This is a genomic window from Nocardia sp. NBC_00508 (assembly GCF_036346875.1).
GTDB lineage: Bacteria > Actinomycetota > Actinomycetes > Mycobacteriales > Mycobacteriaceae > Nocardia.
The window spans coordinates 2166569-2181431 of the sequence record NZ_CP107852.1; the positions used below are offsets into that span (position 1 = coordinate 2166569).

The 14863-nt window shown below is 68.3% G+C and carries 14 protein-coding genes and 2 tRNA genes; 9 read left to right on the top strand and 7 right to left on the bottom strand.

Going from position 1 to position 14863, the window contains the following annotated elements; genetic code table 11:
• Positions 1-19: 19 nt before the first annotated feature.
• Genes OHA40_RS09780 through argS form a run of 3 tightly spaced genes read right to left on the bottom strand, consistent with a single transcriptional unit; the run spans position 20 to position 4495 of the window.
• Positions 20-1309: a homoserine dehydrogenase gene (locus OHA40_RS09780; RefSeq protein ID WP_330234114.1), complete on the bottom strand. Its 1290-nt coding sequence runs from the start codon at positions 1307-1309 to the stop codon at positions 20-22.
• Positions 1310-1368: 59 nt separating this feature from the next.
• Positions 1369-2790, bottom strand: a complete 1422-nt coding sequence (lysA, locus tag OHA40_RS09785) for a diaminopimelate decarboxylase (RefSeq protein ID WP_330232736.1) — start codon at positions 2788-2790, stop codon at positions 1369-1371.
• Between the two features lie 46 nt (positions 2791-2836).
• Complete coding sequence (gene argS / locus OHA40_RS09790; RefSeq protein ID WP_330232737.1) at positions 2837-4495, bottom strand: arginine--tRNA ligase; 1659 nt, start codon at positions 4493-4495, stop codon at positions 2837-2839.
• A 92-nt stretch (positions 4496-4587) separates the two neighbouring features.
• Between argS and OHA40_RS09795 the strand changes: the two genes are divergently transcribed.
• The 6 genes from OHA40_RS09795 to OHA40_RS09820 all read left to right on the top strand — a co-directional run bounded on the left by OHA40_RS09795 (position 4588) and on the right by OHA40_RS09820 (position 8923).
• The gene (locus OHA40_RS09795) at positions 4588-5547 is read left to right on the top strand and encodes a DUF3105 domain-containing protein (protein WP_330234115.1); all 960 of its coding nucleotides are present in this window, start codon (positions 4588-4590) and stop codon (positions 5545-5547) included.
• Positions 5548-5687: 140 nt separating this feature from the next.
• Entirely contained in the window at positions 5688-6401 is a 714-nt protein-coding gene (locus OHA40_RS09800; RefSeq protein WP_330234116.1) for a DUF305 domain-containing protein, read from the top strand.
• 105 nt (positions 6402-6506) lie between these two features.
• Positions 6507-6579, top strand: a tRNA-Arg gene (locus OHA40_RS09805).
• A 135-nt stretch (positions 6580-6714) separates the two neighbouring features.
• On the top strand, positions 6715-7023 hold the full coding sequence (locus OHA40_RS09810) for a hypothetical protein (RefSeq protein ID WP_330232738.1): 309 nt from the start codon (positions 6715-6717) through the stop codon (positions 7021-7023).
• Entirely contained in the window at positions 7020-8084 is a 1065-nt protein-coding gene (locus OHA40_RS09815) for an alpha/beta hydrolase family protein (protein ID WP_330232739.1), read from the top strand. Before OHA40_RS09810 ends, OHA40_RS09815 begins: the two co-directional genes overlap by 4 nt.
• A 185-nt stretch (positions 8085-8269) precedes the next feature.
• Positions 8270-8923, top strand: a complete 654-nt coding sequence (locus OHA40_RS09820; protein ID WP_330232740.1) for a L,D-transpeptidase family protein — start codon at positions 8270-8272, stop codon at positions 8921-8923.
• A gap of 116 nt (positions 8924-9039) precedes the next feature.
• Here OHA40_RS09820 and OHA40_RS09825 read toward each other — a convergent pair whose 3' ends face one another.
• The 3 genes from OHA40_RS09825 to OHA40_RS09835 all read right to left on the bottom strand — a co-directional run bounded on the left by OHA40_RS09825 (position 9040) and on the right by OHA40_RS09835 (position 11611).
• Positions 9040-9726: a hypothetical protein gene (locus tag OHA40_RS09825; RefSeq protein ID WP_330232741.1), complete on the bottom strand. Its 687-nt coding sequence runs from the start codon at positions 9724-9726 to the stop codon at positions 9040-9042.
• Between the two features lie 424 nt (positions 9727-10150).
• Complete coding sequence (locus OHA40_RS09830; RefSeq protein WP_330228469.1) at positions 10151-11056, bottom strand: IS5 family transposase; 906 nt, start codon at positions 11054-11056, stop codon at positions 10151-10153.
• Positions 11057-11245: 189 nt separating this feature from the next.
• On the bottom strand, positions 11246-11611 hold the full coding sequence (locus OHA40_RS09835; protein ID WP_330232742.1) for a hypothetical protein: 366 nt from the start codon (positions 11609-11611) through the stop codon (positions 11246-11248).
• Between the two features lie 143 nt (positions 11612-11754).
• On the opposite strand from OHA40_RS09835, the gene OHA40_RS09840 reads away from it, so the two are divergent.
• Both OHA40_RS09840 and OHA40_RS09845 read left to right on the top strand, forming a co-directional pair.
• Positions 11755-12168 (top strand): nuclear transport factor 2 family protein, encoded by a 414-nt coding sequence (locus OHA40_RS09840; protein ID WP_330232743.1) that lies wholly within the window; start codon positions 11755-11757, stop codon positions 12166-12168.
• 360 nt (positions 12169-12528) lie between these two features.
• Positions 12529-13824: a metallophosphoesterase gene (locus tag OHA40_RS09845; protein ID WP_330232744.1), complete on the top strand. Its 1296-nt coding sequence runs from the start codon at positions 12529-12531 to the stop codon at positions 13822-13824.
• A gap of 230 nt (positions 13825-14054) precedes the next feature.
• Here the strand turns inward: OHA40_RS09845 and OHA40_RS09850 are convergent.
• Positions 14055-14129: transfer RNA gene (locus OHA40_RS09850), tRNA-Cys, on the bottom strand.
• A gap of 114 nt (positions 14130-14243) precedes the next feature.
• On the opposite strand from OHA40_RS09850, the gene OHA40_RS09855 reads away from it, so the two are divergent.
• Entirely contained in the window at positions 14244-14795 is a 552-nt protein-coding gene (locus OHA40_RS09855) for a MarR family winged helix-turn-helix transcriptional regulator (protein ID WP_330232745.1), read from the top strand.
• Positions 14796-14863 lie beyond the last annotated feature (68 nt).

Genomic DNA, 14863 nt, shown 5'->3' on the forward strand with positions numbered 1-14863 from the left:
TCGCTGCGCGACACTGTGGTCATTCTTCGGTGCCTTCCAATCTCAGAACGCTGGTCACGGATGTGACGGATGCCATTTCCGCCAGTGCGGCGACGGTGTCCGCGAGCGCCGACTCCACCGCGTGGTGGGTCACCACGACCAGGCGCGCACCCGAACCGTGCCCTTCTTGACGGACGGTCGAAATGCTCACCCCGTGCTTGGCGAATTCGCCCGCCACCTTGGCCAGGACTCCAGGACGGTCCTCGACCTGCAAGTTCACGTGATAGCGGGTGGGCGTATCGCCGATCGGCGCGATCGGTAGCTCAGCATAAACCGATTCGCCGGGCGCGCGACCCCCATAGAACTTGTTGCGTGCCGCCATCACCAGATCGCCGAGCACCGCGGACGCGGTCGGGGCGCCGCCTGCGCCCTGCCCGTAGAACATCAGCCGCCCGGCGTTCTCCGCCTCTACGACCACCGCGTTGAAGGCGCCGGTCACCGCGGCGAGCGGATGCTTGCGCGGAACGAGCGCCGGGTAGACGCGCACCGAGACGCGCTCCTTGCCGCCCTCGTCCGGGGTCGGCTCGCCGGGGCCCGCGTCCACCCGCTCGCAGATGGCCAGCAGCTTGACGGTGCAATCCAGCGCCGAGGCGGTCTCCAGATCCTCCGCGGATATCCGCGAGATGCCCTCGCGATACACGTCGGCGGCGGTCACCCTGGTGTGGAACGCCAGCGAGGCGAGGATCGCGGCCTTGGCCGCGGCGTCGTAGCCCTCCACGTCGGCGGTCGGGTCGGCTTCCGCGTATCCGAGACGGGTGGCCTCGGCCAGCGTGGCCGCGTAGTCGGCGCCGGTCTCGTCCATCGCGGAGAGGATGAAGTTGGTGGTGCCGTTGACGATGCCGACGACCCGGTTCACCCGGTCCCCGGCCAGGGACTGGATCAGCGGGCGCACCACGGGGATGGCACCCGCGACGGCGGCCTCGAAGTACAGGTCGGCGCGGCTGCGTTCGGCGGCGGCGGCGAGCTCGCCGGTGTAGTCGGCCAGCAGCGCCTTGTTCGCGGTCACCACGGATTTGCCCGCGTTCAGCGCGGCCAGGATCAGCCGGCGCGGCGGATCGATACCGCCGATCACCTCGACGACCAGATCGACGTCCTCGCGGGCGACGAGGGCGTCGGCGTCGGTGGTCAGCAGGTCCGCGGGGACGCCGCGGTCGGTGTCCAGGTTGCGCACGGCCACACCGCGCAGCACCACCGGAGCGCCGACTCGGGAACGCAGGTCCTCGGTGTGCTCACGCAGGATGCGCACGACCTCGGTGCCGACATTGCCCATGCCGAGGACCGCGACACCGATCGGGCGATCGTTCCCCCAGATGCCGTTCTTCGCGTTCGTCACGCTTCCACCTCCAGGCTGAGCAGGTCTGCCACCGTCTCCCGGCGCAGGATCAGGCGCGGCTGTCCGTCCCGCACCGCGACGACCGCGGGGCGGGTCAACTGGTTGTACCGGCTGGACATCGAATAGCAGTACGCGCCGGTGGCGGCGACGGCGACCAGGTCACCGGGGCCGACGTCGGCGGGCAGCCACGTATCGCGGATGACGATATCGCCACTCTCGCAATGCTTTCCGACCACACGCGCGACCACCGGCCCGGCCTGCGACGAGCGCGAGACCAGACGGCAGTCGTAATCCGCCTGATACAGCGCGGGACGGATGTTGTCGCTCATGCCTCCGTCCACGCTCACGTAGCGCCTACGCAGGCCGCCGTCCAGCGAGACGTCCTTGATGGTGCCCACCTCGTACAGCGTCACCGTGCCGGGGCCCGCGATGGCGCGGCCCGGTTCCACCGCGATCACCGGCATGGGCAAGCCCGCGCGTTCGGCCTCGGCGGCGACCAGCAGGCGCAGGTTCGCCGCGAACTCGTCCAGCGGCGGCGGGTCGTCCGACGGAAGGTACGAAATACCGAGTCCGCCACCGAGATCCAGCGTGGCGATCTGGGCGGTGCGCTCGATGCCGAACTTGTCGATGGCCTCGCGCAGCAGGCCGAGCATGCGCCGCGCGGCGATCTCGAAGCCGTCGATCTCGAAGATCTGCGAGCCGATGTGACTGTGCAGGCCGACCAGGCGCAGGTTGTCCGCGTCGAATACGCGCGCGAGCGCCTCCATGGCATCGCCGCCCGCGATCGAGAAACCGAACTTCTGGTCCTCGTGCGCGGTCGAGATGTATTCATGGGTGTGGGCTTCCACGCCGACCGTGACCCGGACCAGCACGTCCTGCACCACGCCCGCGCGGCCCGCGATGGCTTCCAGGCGCTCGATCTCGAGCAGCGAGTCGACCACGATGTGGCCGACCCCCGCGGACACCGCGGCCTCCAGCTCGGCTACCGATTTGTTGTTGCCGTGCAACGCGATTCGCTGGGCCGGAAATCCGGCGTGCAACGCCACGGCGAGTTCGCCGCCGGAACACACGTCCAGCGACAGGCCCTCGTCCCGGATCCAGCGTGCGATCTCACCGCACAGGAACGCCTTGGACGCGTAGTGGACGCGGGCGTTCGCCCCGAAGGCGCGGACCATGTCGCGGCAGCGGGAACGGAAGTCGTCCTCGTCGACCACGAACAACGGGGTGCCGAACCGGGCGGCCAGATCGTGCACCGGCACGCCCGCCAGCCGGACCACGCCGTCAGTGTCGCGAACGGCGTTGCGTGGCCACACATTCGCGGGCAGATCGATCATTTGCTGCGGATCGCCCGGACGCTCCGGCAGATTCGGCGCGTGCGGAATCTCGGCGTGCCGGGGACCGGCGGGGTGCGCGGTCATGCTGTGATGTCCTCTGCTTCCTTGCTCGCTGTGGTCTGGTGCCGGGTCACATACGCTCCGGCGCACTCACGCCCAGCAGGCCGAGGCCGTTGGCCAAGACCTGACGCGTGGCGTTGACCAGGGCGAGGCGGGCGGCATTCGTCGGCGAGACGGGGTCGTCGCCAAGAGGCAGGACGCGCAGGTTCTTGTTGGTCTGGAAGCGGTGATAGGCGCCGGCCAGCTCCTCCAGATAGCGGGCCACCCGGTGCGGTTCGCGGAGGCTCGCCGCGCCGGCCACGACACGCGGGTACTCACCCAGAGTGCGGATCAGCTCGCCTTCCTCGTCGGCCGACAGTAGCGCGAGATCCGGGGTGACGGAGTCGTACTCGAACTCGGCGGCGTTTCGCGCGATGGACGCGGTCCGCGCGTGCGCGTATTGCACGTAGTAGACCGGGTTCTCGTTGCTCTGGCTGGTCCACAGGTTCAAGTCGATGTCGATGCTCGAGTTCACCGACGAACGCACCAGCGAGTACCGCGCCGCGTCCACGCCGATCGCCTCGACCAAGTCATCGAGCGTCACCACGGTGCCCGCGCGCTTGCTCATCCGTACCGCGACGCCGTCGCGCAGCAGGTTGACCATCTGCCCGATCAGCACCTCGACGGTCGCCGGGTCGTCACCGAACGCGGCCGCCGCGGCCTTCAGCCTGCCGATATAGCCGTGATGGTCGGCGCCGAGCATGTAGATGCACAGGTCGAAGCCGCGTGAACGCTTGTTCTGGAAGTAGGCGATGTCACCGGCGATGTAGGCGGCCTTGCCATCGCTCTTGATGACCACCCGGTCCTGGTCGTCCCCGTACTCGGAGCTGGCGATCCACCAGGCGCCGTCCTTCTCGTACAGGTCGCCGGAGTTCTTCAGCTTCTCCACCGCCTGCTCGACCGCGCCGGAAGCGAACAGCGAGCTTTCGTTGAAGTAGACGTCGAAGTCGGTGCCGAACTCGTGCAGCGACTCCTTGATGTGCGCGAACATCAGCTCGACGCCCTCGGCGCGGAACAGCTCGAGGCGCTGGGCCTCCGGCTTGCTCAGCACGTCGGGGTGCGCGGCCACGATCTTGTCGGCGATTTCGCCGATGTAGGCGCCCGCGTAGCCGTTTTCCGGGGTCGCGGCGCCCGTCGCGGCCGCAACCAGCGAGGCGGCGAACCGATCGATCTGCGCGCCGTGGTCGTTGAAGTAGTACTCGCGCACCACGTCCGCGCCCTGGGCGGCCAGGATGCGGCCGAGCGCGTCGCCGACCGAGGCCCAGCGGGTGCCGCCGAGATGCACCGGGCCGGTCGGGTTGGCCGAAACGAACTCGAGGTTGATCCGGGTGCCATTCAGCGTGCCTGCGGTGCCGTACGCGGCGCCTGCGGCGAGCACCCGCTCGATGATCGCGCCCTGCGCGGAGGCGGCGAGGCGGATGTTCAGGAAGCCTGGTCCGGCGACCTCGGCGGCGGCGACGCCGTCCGCGTCGGCCAGTGCGTCGGCGAGCCAGGTGGCCAGCTCGCGCGGATTGGTTCCGGCGCGCTTGGCCACCTGCATGGCGACATTCGTGGCATAGTCGCCGTGTTCCGGGTTACGGGGACGCTCCACGGTGACCTCGTCGGGCAGGACCGCAGGATCCAGTCCACGTTCGACAAGCACCTTCGCCGCGGTGGCGCGAAGGAGATCTGCAAGGTCAGCTGGAGTCACGAGTCTCTATCCTATGGTCTTGGCGGGTGTACACCACGGGGTGGGCACTGCGCAGCCAGCGGATCCACCACGTCGAAAGAGCACAACGAGCGATGCCGAACAGTCCCAGCGCCAAATCGGCCAAGGCCGCCAAGGCCGCGGCGAAGTTGTCGGCTCCCCGCAAGCGGGGCAGACAAGGGCAACTTCCGAAGAAGAATCGCCAGATTCCCTGGCTGGCCATCGGCGCGGCCGTAGTCATCATCGCATTGATCGGCGCCCTGGCCTACAACCTGGTCCCCAAGTACCGGGAGAGGGCAGAGCTGGACAAGTACACGCCGAGCGCGCAGCAGAAGGACCCCTCCGATGGGATCGCGGGTGTGGTGAAGAAGGAATACCCCGCGGGCCTGCACATCGGCGGGAATCAGCGGGTGGCCTACGACCAGTCGCCGCCGTTCGGCGGCCCGCACGACCAGTCCTGGGCGACCTGCACCGGCGTGGTCTACACCAAGCCGATCCGGGTCGAGAACGCGGTGCACTCGCTCGAACACGGCGCGGTGTGGATCACCTACAACCCCGACAAGGTGGGCGCCGACGGGATCCAGACGCTGAAGGCGAAGGTGGAGGGGAAGCCGTACACGATGATGTCGCCCTTCCCCGGCCAGGATTCGGCGGTGGCGCTGCAGTCCTGGGGGCATCAGCTGAAGCTGGACAGCCCCGATGACAAGCGGGTCGGCCAGTTCATCACCGCATTGCGGCTGAACTCCTACACCTACCCCGAGGTCGGCGCCGACTGCTCGACCATCGTCTTCGACACCGACAACCCGCCGCCGTTCGACCCGACGCCGCCCGGACCCGACGCGGTGCCGATGGATGGCAAGGGCCTGACGCCGGACCCGTCCGAGGTCGGTGGCCTGCCCGGCGGTGGCCTGCCCGGCGGTGGCCTGCCCGGCGGTGGCCTGCCCGGCGGCGGTCTGCCCGGCGGCGGTCTGCCGGGAGTGCCCGGCGTGCCCGCTCTCCCCGGCGCGCCCGGTATCCCCGCGCCGACGCAGCCTGCACCAGGCGCGGGGCAGTAGTGGCCGCCGACGACGTCTCGGACAGCGCCGAGCGCGGATCCGGGCACGCGGCAGCGCCCACCGACAAAGCGTCCGACCAAGTCCCGGACAACGCCAAGGCCGAATCCGGGCACGCGGCAGCGCCCACCGACAAAGCGTCCATCGACCAGGCCCCGGACAACGCCGAGGCCGAATCCGGTCTCGGCGGGCAGTTCCACCGCCAGCGCACCGCGCTGGTGATCCTCGGCGCTCTCGGCGCCATCTTGATCGGCTTCGCGATCGGCGTGCTGGCGCGGATTCCCTTGGACAGCTCCACCGAGCCGGACCCTGGACCCGTCGATGTGGGCTTCAGCCAGGACATGTCGGCGCATCACGCCCAAGCCGTGGAAATGGCGGGCGTTGTGCTGGTTCGTTCCACCGATACCGAGGTACGCCGCCTCGCCTACGACATCCTCACCACCCAGCAGAGCCAGATCGGCCGCATGCAGGGCTGGCTGCAGCTGTGGGGCGAACCCGCACAGGGTGTGGATGGGTTCATGGGCTGGATGACCGAACCGATGGGCAGCCACGATCATTCCGAGACGAGTTCGCCGCACCATTCCGGGCCGGTGGCTGCTATGCCGGGCATGGCCACGCCCACCGAACTAGCCGCGCTACGCCAAGCCACCGGACCCGCACTCGACACCATGTTCCTGCAGCTGATGCTGCGCCACCACGAGGGCGGGCTGCCGATGATCGACTACGCCGCCCAGCACGCCGACACCACCGCGGTGCGCACCCTCGCCGACACCATGGCCAAAACCCAACGGGGCGAATCCGCGCTGATGACCACGATGCTCACCACACGCGGCGCTACTCCCCTCCCCTTCGGCTGACCCGAAACCACGCCGCCCGACGCGCTTTTTGGCGGACGGCGACCGATACGATAGGCTGACCCAGCCCGATCGGACCGCCATCCGGCCCCGACCGAGCCCTATCCCGCCCTCGTAGCTCAGGGGATAGAGCGTCTGCCTCCGGAGCAGAAGGCCGCAGGTTCGAATCCTGCCGAGGGCACCTCAGAAATAGGCCCTGACCAGCCCCCAACTGGCTCAGGGCCTTTTTTTCGTCCCGGGCACGGTGGACAAGCCCGTGTCCGATGACCGGATAGTTGCGGACATCGCCTCGTCTGATCAGGAACGCGCGCATCAGATGCAGCTCACAGCGCAGACCGTCGGGTATAAATCCCTCATCGAGAACCTCCAGCGGCTGGTAGACGAGATCCGCCCGCGCGGCCGGGCAGGCGACGCGCTGCTCGCGCACCTCACCCGCGCACATCCCGAGATGGGTTGGCACCGTGCTGCGGGCGGTTTGCTCGCCCTGTCGCCGTGGGACATCGCGGCGCCGACATCCCGGAAGCGTGCGCCCGGCAAACGAGGCTGCCCGCGATCGAGTCCAGCCGATCGAGTGCGGGCCGGGGAGTGTGACGGCAGGCGGATCCGCGTGGTGAACCGGCGATGATCACTCGCAGCGTCTCCGGGTTCGCTGCGATGCTCATGGTCTTGATCTGCGCCGTGTCCTTCGCCGGGCTCGTATACGCCGAGGTACCCGCGCCGACCGGCGAGCATCTCGTCGGTCGCACCGACACCACCGTGGCCGCAGGCGACCGGGAGTTGCCGGTGTCGGTCTGGTATCCGGCTGCCGCCCCGGCGATCCCAGCGCACTACGTTCCCGCCTCCAGCCGGGTCGCCGCGGCGCAACTGGCGACAGCGGCGGCGCTGTGGCTGCACGAGCCGGCCGCCGCGCCCGCGATGCTCGGCGGCACGGTTGCGGCTGGTCAGGACGCACCGGTGGAAACCGAGGTCGGTGCCATGCCGGTGGTGGTGTACTCACCCGGTCTGGGCACGCCGCGCTGGCTGGCATCAGGTCTCGCAAGCGATCTCGCCTCGCGCGGCTACATCGTGATAGGCGTCGATCACCCCGGCGAGACACCTGCGGTCGAGTTGCACGGCAAGGTCGTGGTCGGTGCCCCGCCGGCGTACGACGATGCCGAGTACATGCGCCGCGCGCTGGACATCCGGGTCGCCGATGTGCGCTTGGTCCTCGACGAGCTCGCCATGCTGCCGGTCGTCGGCCCGCACGTCGACCTCGACCGGATTGCGGTGGCCGGGCACTCGTACGGAGGACTGACCGCGGTGGCCACAATGCGCGCCGACCACCGCGTCCGGGCGGGCGTAGTGCTCGACGGCCCGGCAGGATGGACCGGCAACACCGCCGTCGAGCGTGACGGCGTCGACCGGCCCGTGCTCATGCTCGGCTCCGGCGACATGCTGCACGCGTCGTGGATCCGGTTCGCTTCGGCCAGCCGAGCATTCACGCTCGGCACGATCCGCGGTGCCGGGCACTACGCGGCCACGGATCTACCCGCGCTCGCACCATCATCGGTGCTGTGCGGGACACTGGCCGCTGATCGTGCCTCGGCGATCACCCGCAGCGTAGTCGGCGGGTTCCTCGACCAGCGGCTGCGCCGCGCATCGGCGCCTGCGCCGAGCTGGCCCGAGCTCGACTGGCGCCTGGAATGATTCCGATGGCTCATGGCCGGGAGGGATATCCGACGCCTCCGCGACGGGATAGCCGCAGTGTGTAAAGACGCGCCGGAAGGGGCATCATGTGCCCATTCGTAGCTCATCTTGCGGGAGTGTGAACAGCATTGGCTGACAGTGGAACTCGATGGTGGCCGGTACGGCGTTGGACGATTGTCGCGGCGGTGGCAGTTGTCACCGCGGTACTGGGCATCGTGTTGCTGCCCGAGATCATCGGCGACCGGCCGCCGTTCGACCCCGGCACCGTTCCAGGAACTCAGGTCGTCTGGGTGACAGCTCCGGCGGCCGCCGAACGCGGGACGTTGGAGCTGTGGCAGCGAAACAGGCTCCGGCGCTGGGAACGCACGCTTGCGGTACCGGCATGGGTTGGTAGGGAAGGCATCTCCGAGGAAGCCAGAGAAGGCGCCACACATACCCCGGAGGGCACATTCGCCTTGACCGAAGCCTTCGGCCGGTTATCCGATGTGGGTACGAAGCTTCCCTACCTGTCGGTCGACTCGTCCAACACGTGGTGGTGGGTATCCGACACGGAAAGTCCGCTGTACAACCAGAAATACCAGTGCGCGGCGGCCGACTGCCCGTTCGACACCACGCTCAGCGAGAACCTCGGAAAGACCGAGCCGCAATACAACTATGCACTGGTCATCGACTACAACCGCTTCCCCGTCGTACCGAAGAAGGGCTCGGCCTTCTTCATCCACGTCGAAGTAGGCAGACCGACCGCGGGCTGCGTAGCGGTCACCAGCGACGTCATGCGCACTCTCCTCACCATTCTCGAGCCGTCGAGGAAGCCGGTCATCGGCATGTACGCCATCTGAATCACTTCGAGCCTGTCCTCTTCGCGACCAGCGAATCGACAGTGCCCCGGCTCTCCGTGCTGAGCTGGGGCACTATCGTTCCTATAGCTTTCTTCGGCCGTGGGGCGGACCGTGAGTTACGGCAGGGGTTCGGTCGGCTTGTCGGTGGCGCTCAGGACGCCGGCGGCGGAGAGGTAGGCGAACGCGGGCGCGGTCAGGCCCGGCTGGAGAAAGTAGAGGTGGGCTTTGGTGACGGCGCCGTTCTCGGTGGCATCACACAGCGCGTGCAGGGCGGTCGGGTCGACGGTGAGCGCGGTCAGCTTGCCCGCCTCGTAGTCCATCTCCACCCATTTCGCTTGGATCGCAGCGCTCATGACGCTGCCGGTGAAGCCTTCCCGGTCGGCGGCGGCGCTGAGGCTCATCTCGAGACCGTCGTCGAGATCGGTCGGCGTGTGCTGCCAGCGACCGAACTCCCACCAGCGCACGAAGGTGACCGGTCCGTCGGCTCCGACGAGCAGGTTCGCCGCCGGATCCGCCGAGCGCACCCAGCCCGGCGCCGCGGCCAGCGGATCGTAGGCGGTCCCCGCGACCTCGTTGTCCTCGTCCCTGCCGAATAGGAGCGCACGCTCGCCGGGATATCTGACCAGCGAGTACCAATTGCCCTCGCCGTCGTCGTTGATCAGCCGGCCACCTGCCACTCTGGCCGTCTGCCCGATCTCCTCTCCGCCCGCAACCCGCTGGTCGGCGTGGGTCGCGGAAGTGATCACGTCCAAGACGGCCACACGCGCCCACAGCACCTCGGGATGCGGCAACTGAAATCCCATGCCCGGCAACGTATCACCGGCCCCCCACCACGACAACCGGATCGGCTCCCCTGCCTCTGGCGAGTATTCTGACCGTACAAGTCGGATGCCGCAAGAGTTGCGCCCAGGTCCCGCCCTGAGTACCGCTCTAGTTCTGGGCGTACCCGGCGAGTTACCCATGTACTCGCGAAATCAGCAGTCGCGAACGAGCGAGCGGCAGTTGCGCAGATGCCCCGGGACTGCCAAGAAGGCAGGGAACATCCCACACAACCCCGGCGACTACCCCCCTGTCACACCACGCAACCACTGATTTCGCGAGCACATGGGTAACTCCCCGGGAACCCCAAAACCCGAGCGCACCCAACGCAGGACCTGAACGCAAACCCCGCGCCACCCAACTAGGTTCTGTCTCGAAGTGGTGAGGGCTGGCCTGTGGCCGGTCGTCTCACGAGTGTCGAAGCCATTGGTTGATGACAGCGATGTGGATCGTGGCTTGGTAGCGGACGGCGAGTTTGTCGAACCGGGTGGCCACGGCCCGATGCTGTTTGAGCTGGTTGATGCCGCGTTCGACAGCGTTGCGGTCACGGTAGATCACCGGATCGAACGTCGGCGGCCGCCCACCGGCCCGGCCGCGGCGCAGCCGGTTCGCGGCCTGATCGGACGGGACCGGGATCGTTGCTCTGATCCCGTGACGACGTAACCACTCCCGGTTACCGCGACTGGAATACGCCTTGTCGGCCAACACCCGCACCGGCCGCACCCGCGGACGTCCGCCTCCGAGTTTCGGCACCGCGATACCGTCCAACACCGCCGTGAACTGAGGACTGTCACCGGCCTGACCCGCGGTGACCAGCACCGACAACACCCGGCAGCCCTGCTCACACGCCAGATGCAGCTTGCTGGTCCACCCACCCCGAGAGCGCCCCAACCCGTGATCGGCCGGCTCGCGTTCACCAGGCCCGGCTGGCGGTTCGGCCTGCCGGTCGCTGTCGCGGCGCCCACCAGCAGCGTGCTGGTGGGCCCGAGCGATCGTGGAGTCCACACTGACCTGCCAGTCGATCACCCCGGCCGCGTCGGCCAGCACCTGCAGCGATGTCACGATCGCCGCCCACGCGCCGGCTCGCTGCCAGCGTCGGAACAATCCGTAGACCGCTTGCCAGGACCCGTACTCGGCGGGAACGTCGCGCCATGGCACCCCGGCCCGGGTCCGCCACCGGATCCCGTCGATGAGCTGCCGTTTCGTCCACTTCGGCGGGCGGCCCGCCTTCTTCGGTCGAGGCAGCAACGGCTCCAACCGCGCCCACTGGGCATCGGTCAGATCCGCCCGCCCCGCCACCGCTACGCTGGGCACGAGGTCTCCGGGACTATTCAGGTTTGCTTGGTCGCTAACCCGAAATACCGGAGACCTCACCCATATGCCAAAGCGGCCAACAACTTTCACCGAACATGCTGATGGGTGGCACCGCACAGCGGTGCCACCCATCACTTCACTTCGAGACAGAACCTAGTACGGCCTAAATACCCGGAGAGGCGGAGGAGCCTAAATACCCGGAGAGGCGGACAGCCGCGGGCGTAGGGCGTAGGCGGGGACCAGTTGATCCCGCACATGCAGGTCCGGGCGGCCGTCGGCGAACTGGATGCTGTAGGTCACGCGACCCATCCAATCGCCGTCGACGGTGGGCAGCCAATGTGTCAGGGTTCCGGGACGCTCGCCGCGCATGATCACGCCCGCGCCGTTGACATGCCGTGGGGTCCCCGGGTCGCGGACCAGGATCGCGTCCAGCCGGACCCAGACCGGCCGCGGCGGGTAGGTCAGCGTCCGGTAGTAGTGGCCGGTCCTGTTCGGGTAGACCAGCTCCGGTTCCGTGCCCTCGGTTCGCGGCACGTCATCGCTTGTCGAACCCATGTTCGAATGCTAGCTCGCGCTCGTGGCAAGCACCAGGCAACCCGGACTCGAATCGGACGGCATGACGGTCACCACAGCCCCTGACCTTCCCGCGATCGCGCTTCTAATATGATCGTTCTAGAACGATCATATTAGAAGGAGACATGATGTCAGCGAAGTTCGAGGTCATCAAGGGTTTCTACGCGGCGACGCAGGCGGGCGACGGACCGGCAATCCTGGCCCTGCTGCATCCGGAGTTCGAGGCGCGGACCGCGCCGGGCATGCCATGCGGCGCGGGCGGCGCCTTCCACGGCCCGCTCGAGGCGATGACTCGGATCTGGGGCGCGGTCGACCGGGAGTTCGACACCGCTCCGTACGACGAAACCTGGCAGGAGACCATCGGCGGCACCGTCGTGGTGACCGGCCACTATCGCGGCACCGCCCGCGCTACCGGTCGCGAGTACGACGCCGAGTTCGTGCACCTGTGGCAGGTGCACGACGACGGCCGCATCACCCGGCTGCACCAGTACACCGACACCGCGCGCTGGTATGACGCGCTTGCGGAGACCGACGCCTGAGCACGCCGACGCGGGCGCGTTCGTTACCGGATTCCGTCAGTTCGCGAACGGTCCCGCCGGTTTGGTTTCCGTTCTCTCGGCACGCCATGCCGTAACGTTCCAGGCGCCGGAGCAGACGGGAGGACGGCATGGCTTATCGCGAGCAGCCCGACACCGGTGCAGGCACAACCGAGCACCTGGAGAAGGAAGACGGCATGTGGAGGGTCTGCTCCGCGGAGAGCACGCGCTGACCGAATGCAGGCACGCATGAGTTGCTGCGGACCGACCCGCAGGACCCTACTCGGGGCGCTCGGCCTCGCCGCACTGTTCCCCCTCGCTGGTTACGCGAAACCAGCTCGGGCGCAATCGAATCCACTCGTCGTGACGGATCTCGAGGTGGTCACGATCACCGACACCTCGGCCGTTCTCACCTGGACCACGCTTGCGCCCGACTCGACCGGGCGACTGGTCCCGGTGGACGCCGACACGCAGGTGCGCATCGGTCCCGCCGATTCCCCGCGCGGACCGGCGCCCGTATACGCCGACGACCGGCCGACCCCGTTCCATTACGCCGAGATCGGCGGGCTCGAACCGGGCCGCGCCTACCGTTTCGAGGCATGGTCGGCGGGTCTTCGCGCGACGCCCGCGCTCTCACTCACCACATCCGGTCCCGCGGCGCCGGAAGCACGCGGCGAGTTCACGACGCTCGTCCCGCCGCCCGGCCGCAGACTGCGCACCCTCGCCCTGGCCAACGACATCCACTTCGGCGAGCAGGTCAGCGGTCTGCTCGTCGGCGAACTGCCACCAGGTTTCCGGCAGGCCCCGGGCCTGGCGCCCTACCCCGAGGTGATGCTTGCCGCGGTACTCGATGACCTGCGCCGCCCCGACCGCGCAGCGGAGCGCCTGTTGCTCGCGGGCGACCTCACCGCCGAAGCCTCCGAGCACGAAACCCGCGCGGTGCGCGCCCGGCTCGACGCGTGGGGCGCACTCGGCCGGGACTACCTGGCCGTCCGTGGCAACCACGACCGGCCGCACGTAGGGGCCGAATACGCCGGGTGCGCACCCGCGCCCGCAGGCCACCACGACTGCTGGGCCGACGCCTTCGCCGCGCGCCAGCAGCTGATCGAACACGAGATCGGCGGCCTGCGGGTGCTGGGATTGGACACCAGCGAACTGGACGGCGCGGGCGGGTCTATCGATCGTCCGCAATTCGATCTGCTCACCGAGCGCTTGGGCGCGGACCCGGATCGGCCGACGCTCATGTTCGGCCATCATCCCGTCACCACGGAATCCGGGCTCACCAATGTCGCCGGGCCCGGATTTGTGCTCAACGGACGCGACAGCGCCGAACTGCAGGCGCTCTACGCTCGGTGCCCCGGCGTCTTCCTGCACCACAGCGGCCACACCCATCGCAATCGGCGAACCCGGCCGGACGCGCCGTGCGCGGTGGAATTCCTGGAGGTCGCCGCGGTCAAGGAGTACCCGGGCGGCTACAGCCTGCTGCGCCTCTACGAAGGCGGCTACATGATCAACTTCTACAAGACGCGCACCGAGAGCGCGCGGCGCTGGAGCGCCCTCACCCGCGGCGAGTATTTCGGACTCCTCCCCGATTACACGTTCGGCACCTGTGCCGATCGCAATCATGTTGTGCTGCGTAATTTCTCGGGATTGACGTAACGAGCCGGCGAACTCCCGGCGGGCATGGCCAGCATCCTGGCGTACCCGGAACCGAGCGCGGCCGCCTGAAACGACGCCCAGCACAAGCACATGCGCGTGGCACGCCGAGGTCTGATCGCACTCTGCCGCAACCATGTGCCGCGCGACGTGCGCCTCGAGGCGCTCGGCTCGGCAGTGGCGTACACCGAGCCGAGCGGCGGCCGCGTAGAGCGGCCGTCCCCGAGGACGCTTGGAGCGAGCGGCGGGAATTGAACCCGCGTAAACGGCTTTGCAGACCGTTGCCTAAACCACTCAGCCACGCCCGCCTCGCCCTAGATAGTGCCCGGAACCGGGCGGCGCGGCCCACCATTGCGCTCACAGTGATCCGAAGCCTGGTCGGATGTCCCCGGCTGACGCGGGCCGCATGGAATGATCGAAATATGTCTCGGCCACGCCCGCTTCCGCTCGACCCGATCGAGGAGGCCCACCGTCAGTGGGTCGGCCACGGCTGGGGCGACGTCGCCGACGGTATGGCCGCGGTGACCTCGCTGGTGCGCGCCCAGCAAATCGTGATGGCGCGGGTCGACGAGGCGCTGAAACCGACCGGTTTGACCTTCTCGCGCTACGAACTGCTGACGCTGCTGAGCTTCAGCAAGACCGGCGCGCTGCCGATGGCGAAGGCCAGCGCGCGCTTGCAGGTGCACCCCACCAGCGTGACCAACACCGTCGACCGCCTGGAAGCGGCGAAACTCGTCGAGCGCGTGCCACATCCCAGCGACCGGCGCGCTACCTTGATCGAAATAACCGACGACGGAAGAGAATTGGTGGCGAAGGCGACCAAGGAACTCAACGAGAAGGTCTTCGCGCTCCCCGGGCTCCCGCCCGACCGGCTGCACACACTCCTGCAACTGCTGGCCGAATTCCGCCATGCCGCGGGCGACTTCGACACCGGGGAGGGAACGGCGCGCTGGTCGGCCACCGCCGCGAAATGAGCGACAGTACCGGTCGGTCGCATATTCCCGTGCTCCGACCGGCACATGTCTACCGGGCATCCAAGCGG

Excerpts from the sequence above, each read along its gene's own strand:
- OHA40_RS09780 (WP_330234114.1), bottom strand. The coding sequence starts at position 1,309 with ATGGGCAATGTCGGCACCGAGGTCGTGCGCATCCTGCGTGAGCACACC.
- lysA (WP_330232736.1), bottom strand. The coding sequence starts at position 2,790 with ATGACCGCGCACCCCGCCGGTCCCCGGCACGCCGAGATTCCGCACGCG.
- OHA40_RS09795 (WP_330234115.1), top strand. The coding sequence starts at position 4,588 with ATGCCGAACAGTCCCAGCGCCAAATCGGCCAAGGCCGCCAAGGCCGCG.
- OHA40_RS09810 (WP_330232738.1), top strand. The coding sequence starts at position 6,715 with ATGCAGCTCACAGCGCAGACCGTCGGGTATAAATCCCTCATCGAGAAC.
- OHA40_RS09815 (WP_330232739.1), top strand. The coding sequence starts at position 7,020 with ATGATCACTCGCAGCGTCTCCGGGTTCGCTGCGATGCTCATGGTCTTG.
- OHA40_RS09825 (WP_330232741.1), bottom strand. The coding sequence starts at position 9,726 with ATGGGATTTCAGTTGCCGCATCCCGAGGTGCTGTGGGCGCGTGTGGCC.
- OHA40_RS09835 (WP_330232742.1), bottom strand. The coding sequence starts at position 11,611 with ATGGGTTCGACAAGCGATGACGTGCCGCGAACCGAGGGCACGGAACCG.
- OHA40_RS09840 (WP_330232743.1), top strand. The coding sequence starts at position 11,755 with ATGATGTCAGCGAAGTTCGAGGTCATCAAGGGTTTCTACGCGGCGACG.
- OHA40_RS09855 (WP_330232745.1), top strand. The coding sequence starts at position 14,244 with ATGTCTCGGCCACGCCCGCTTCCGCTCGACCCGATCGAGGAGGCCCAC.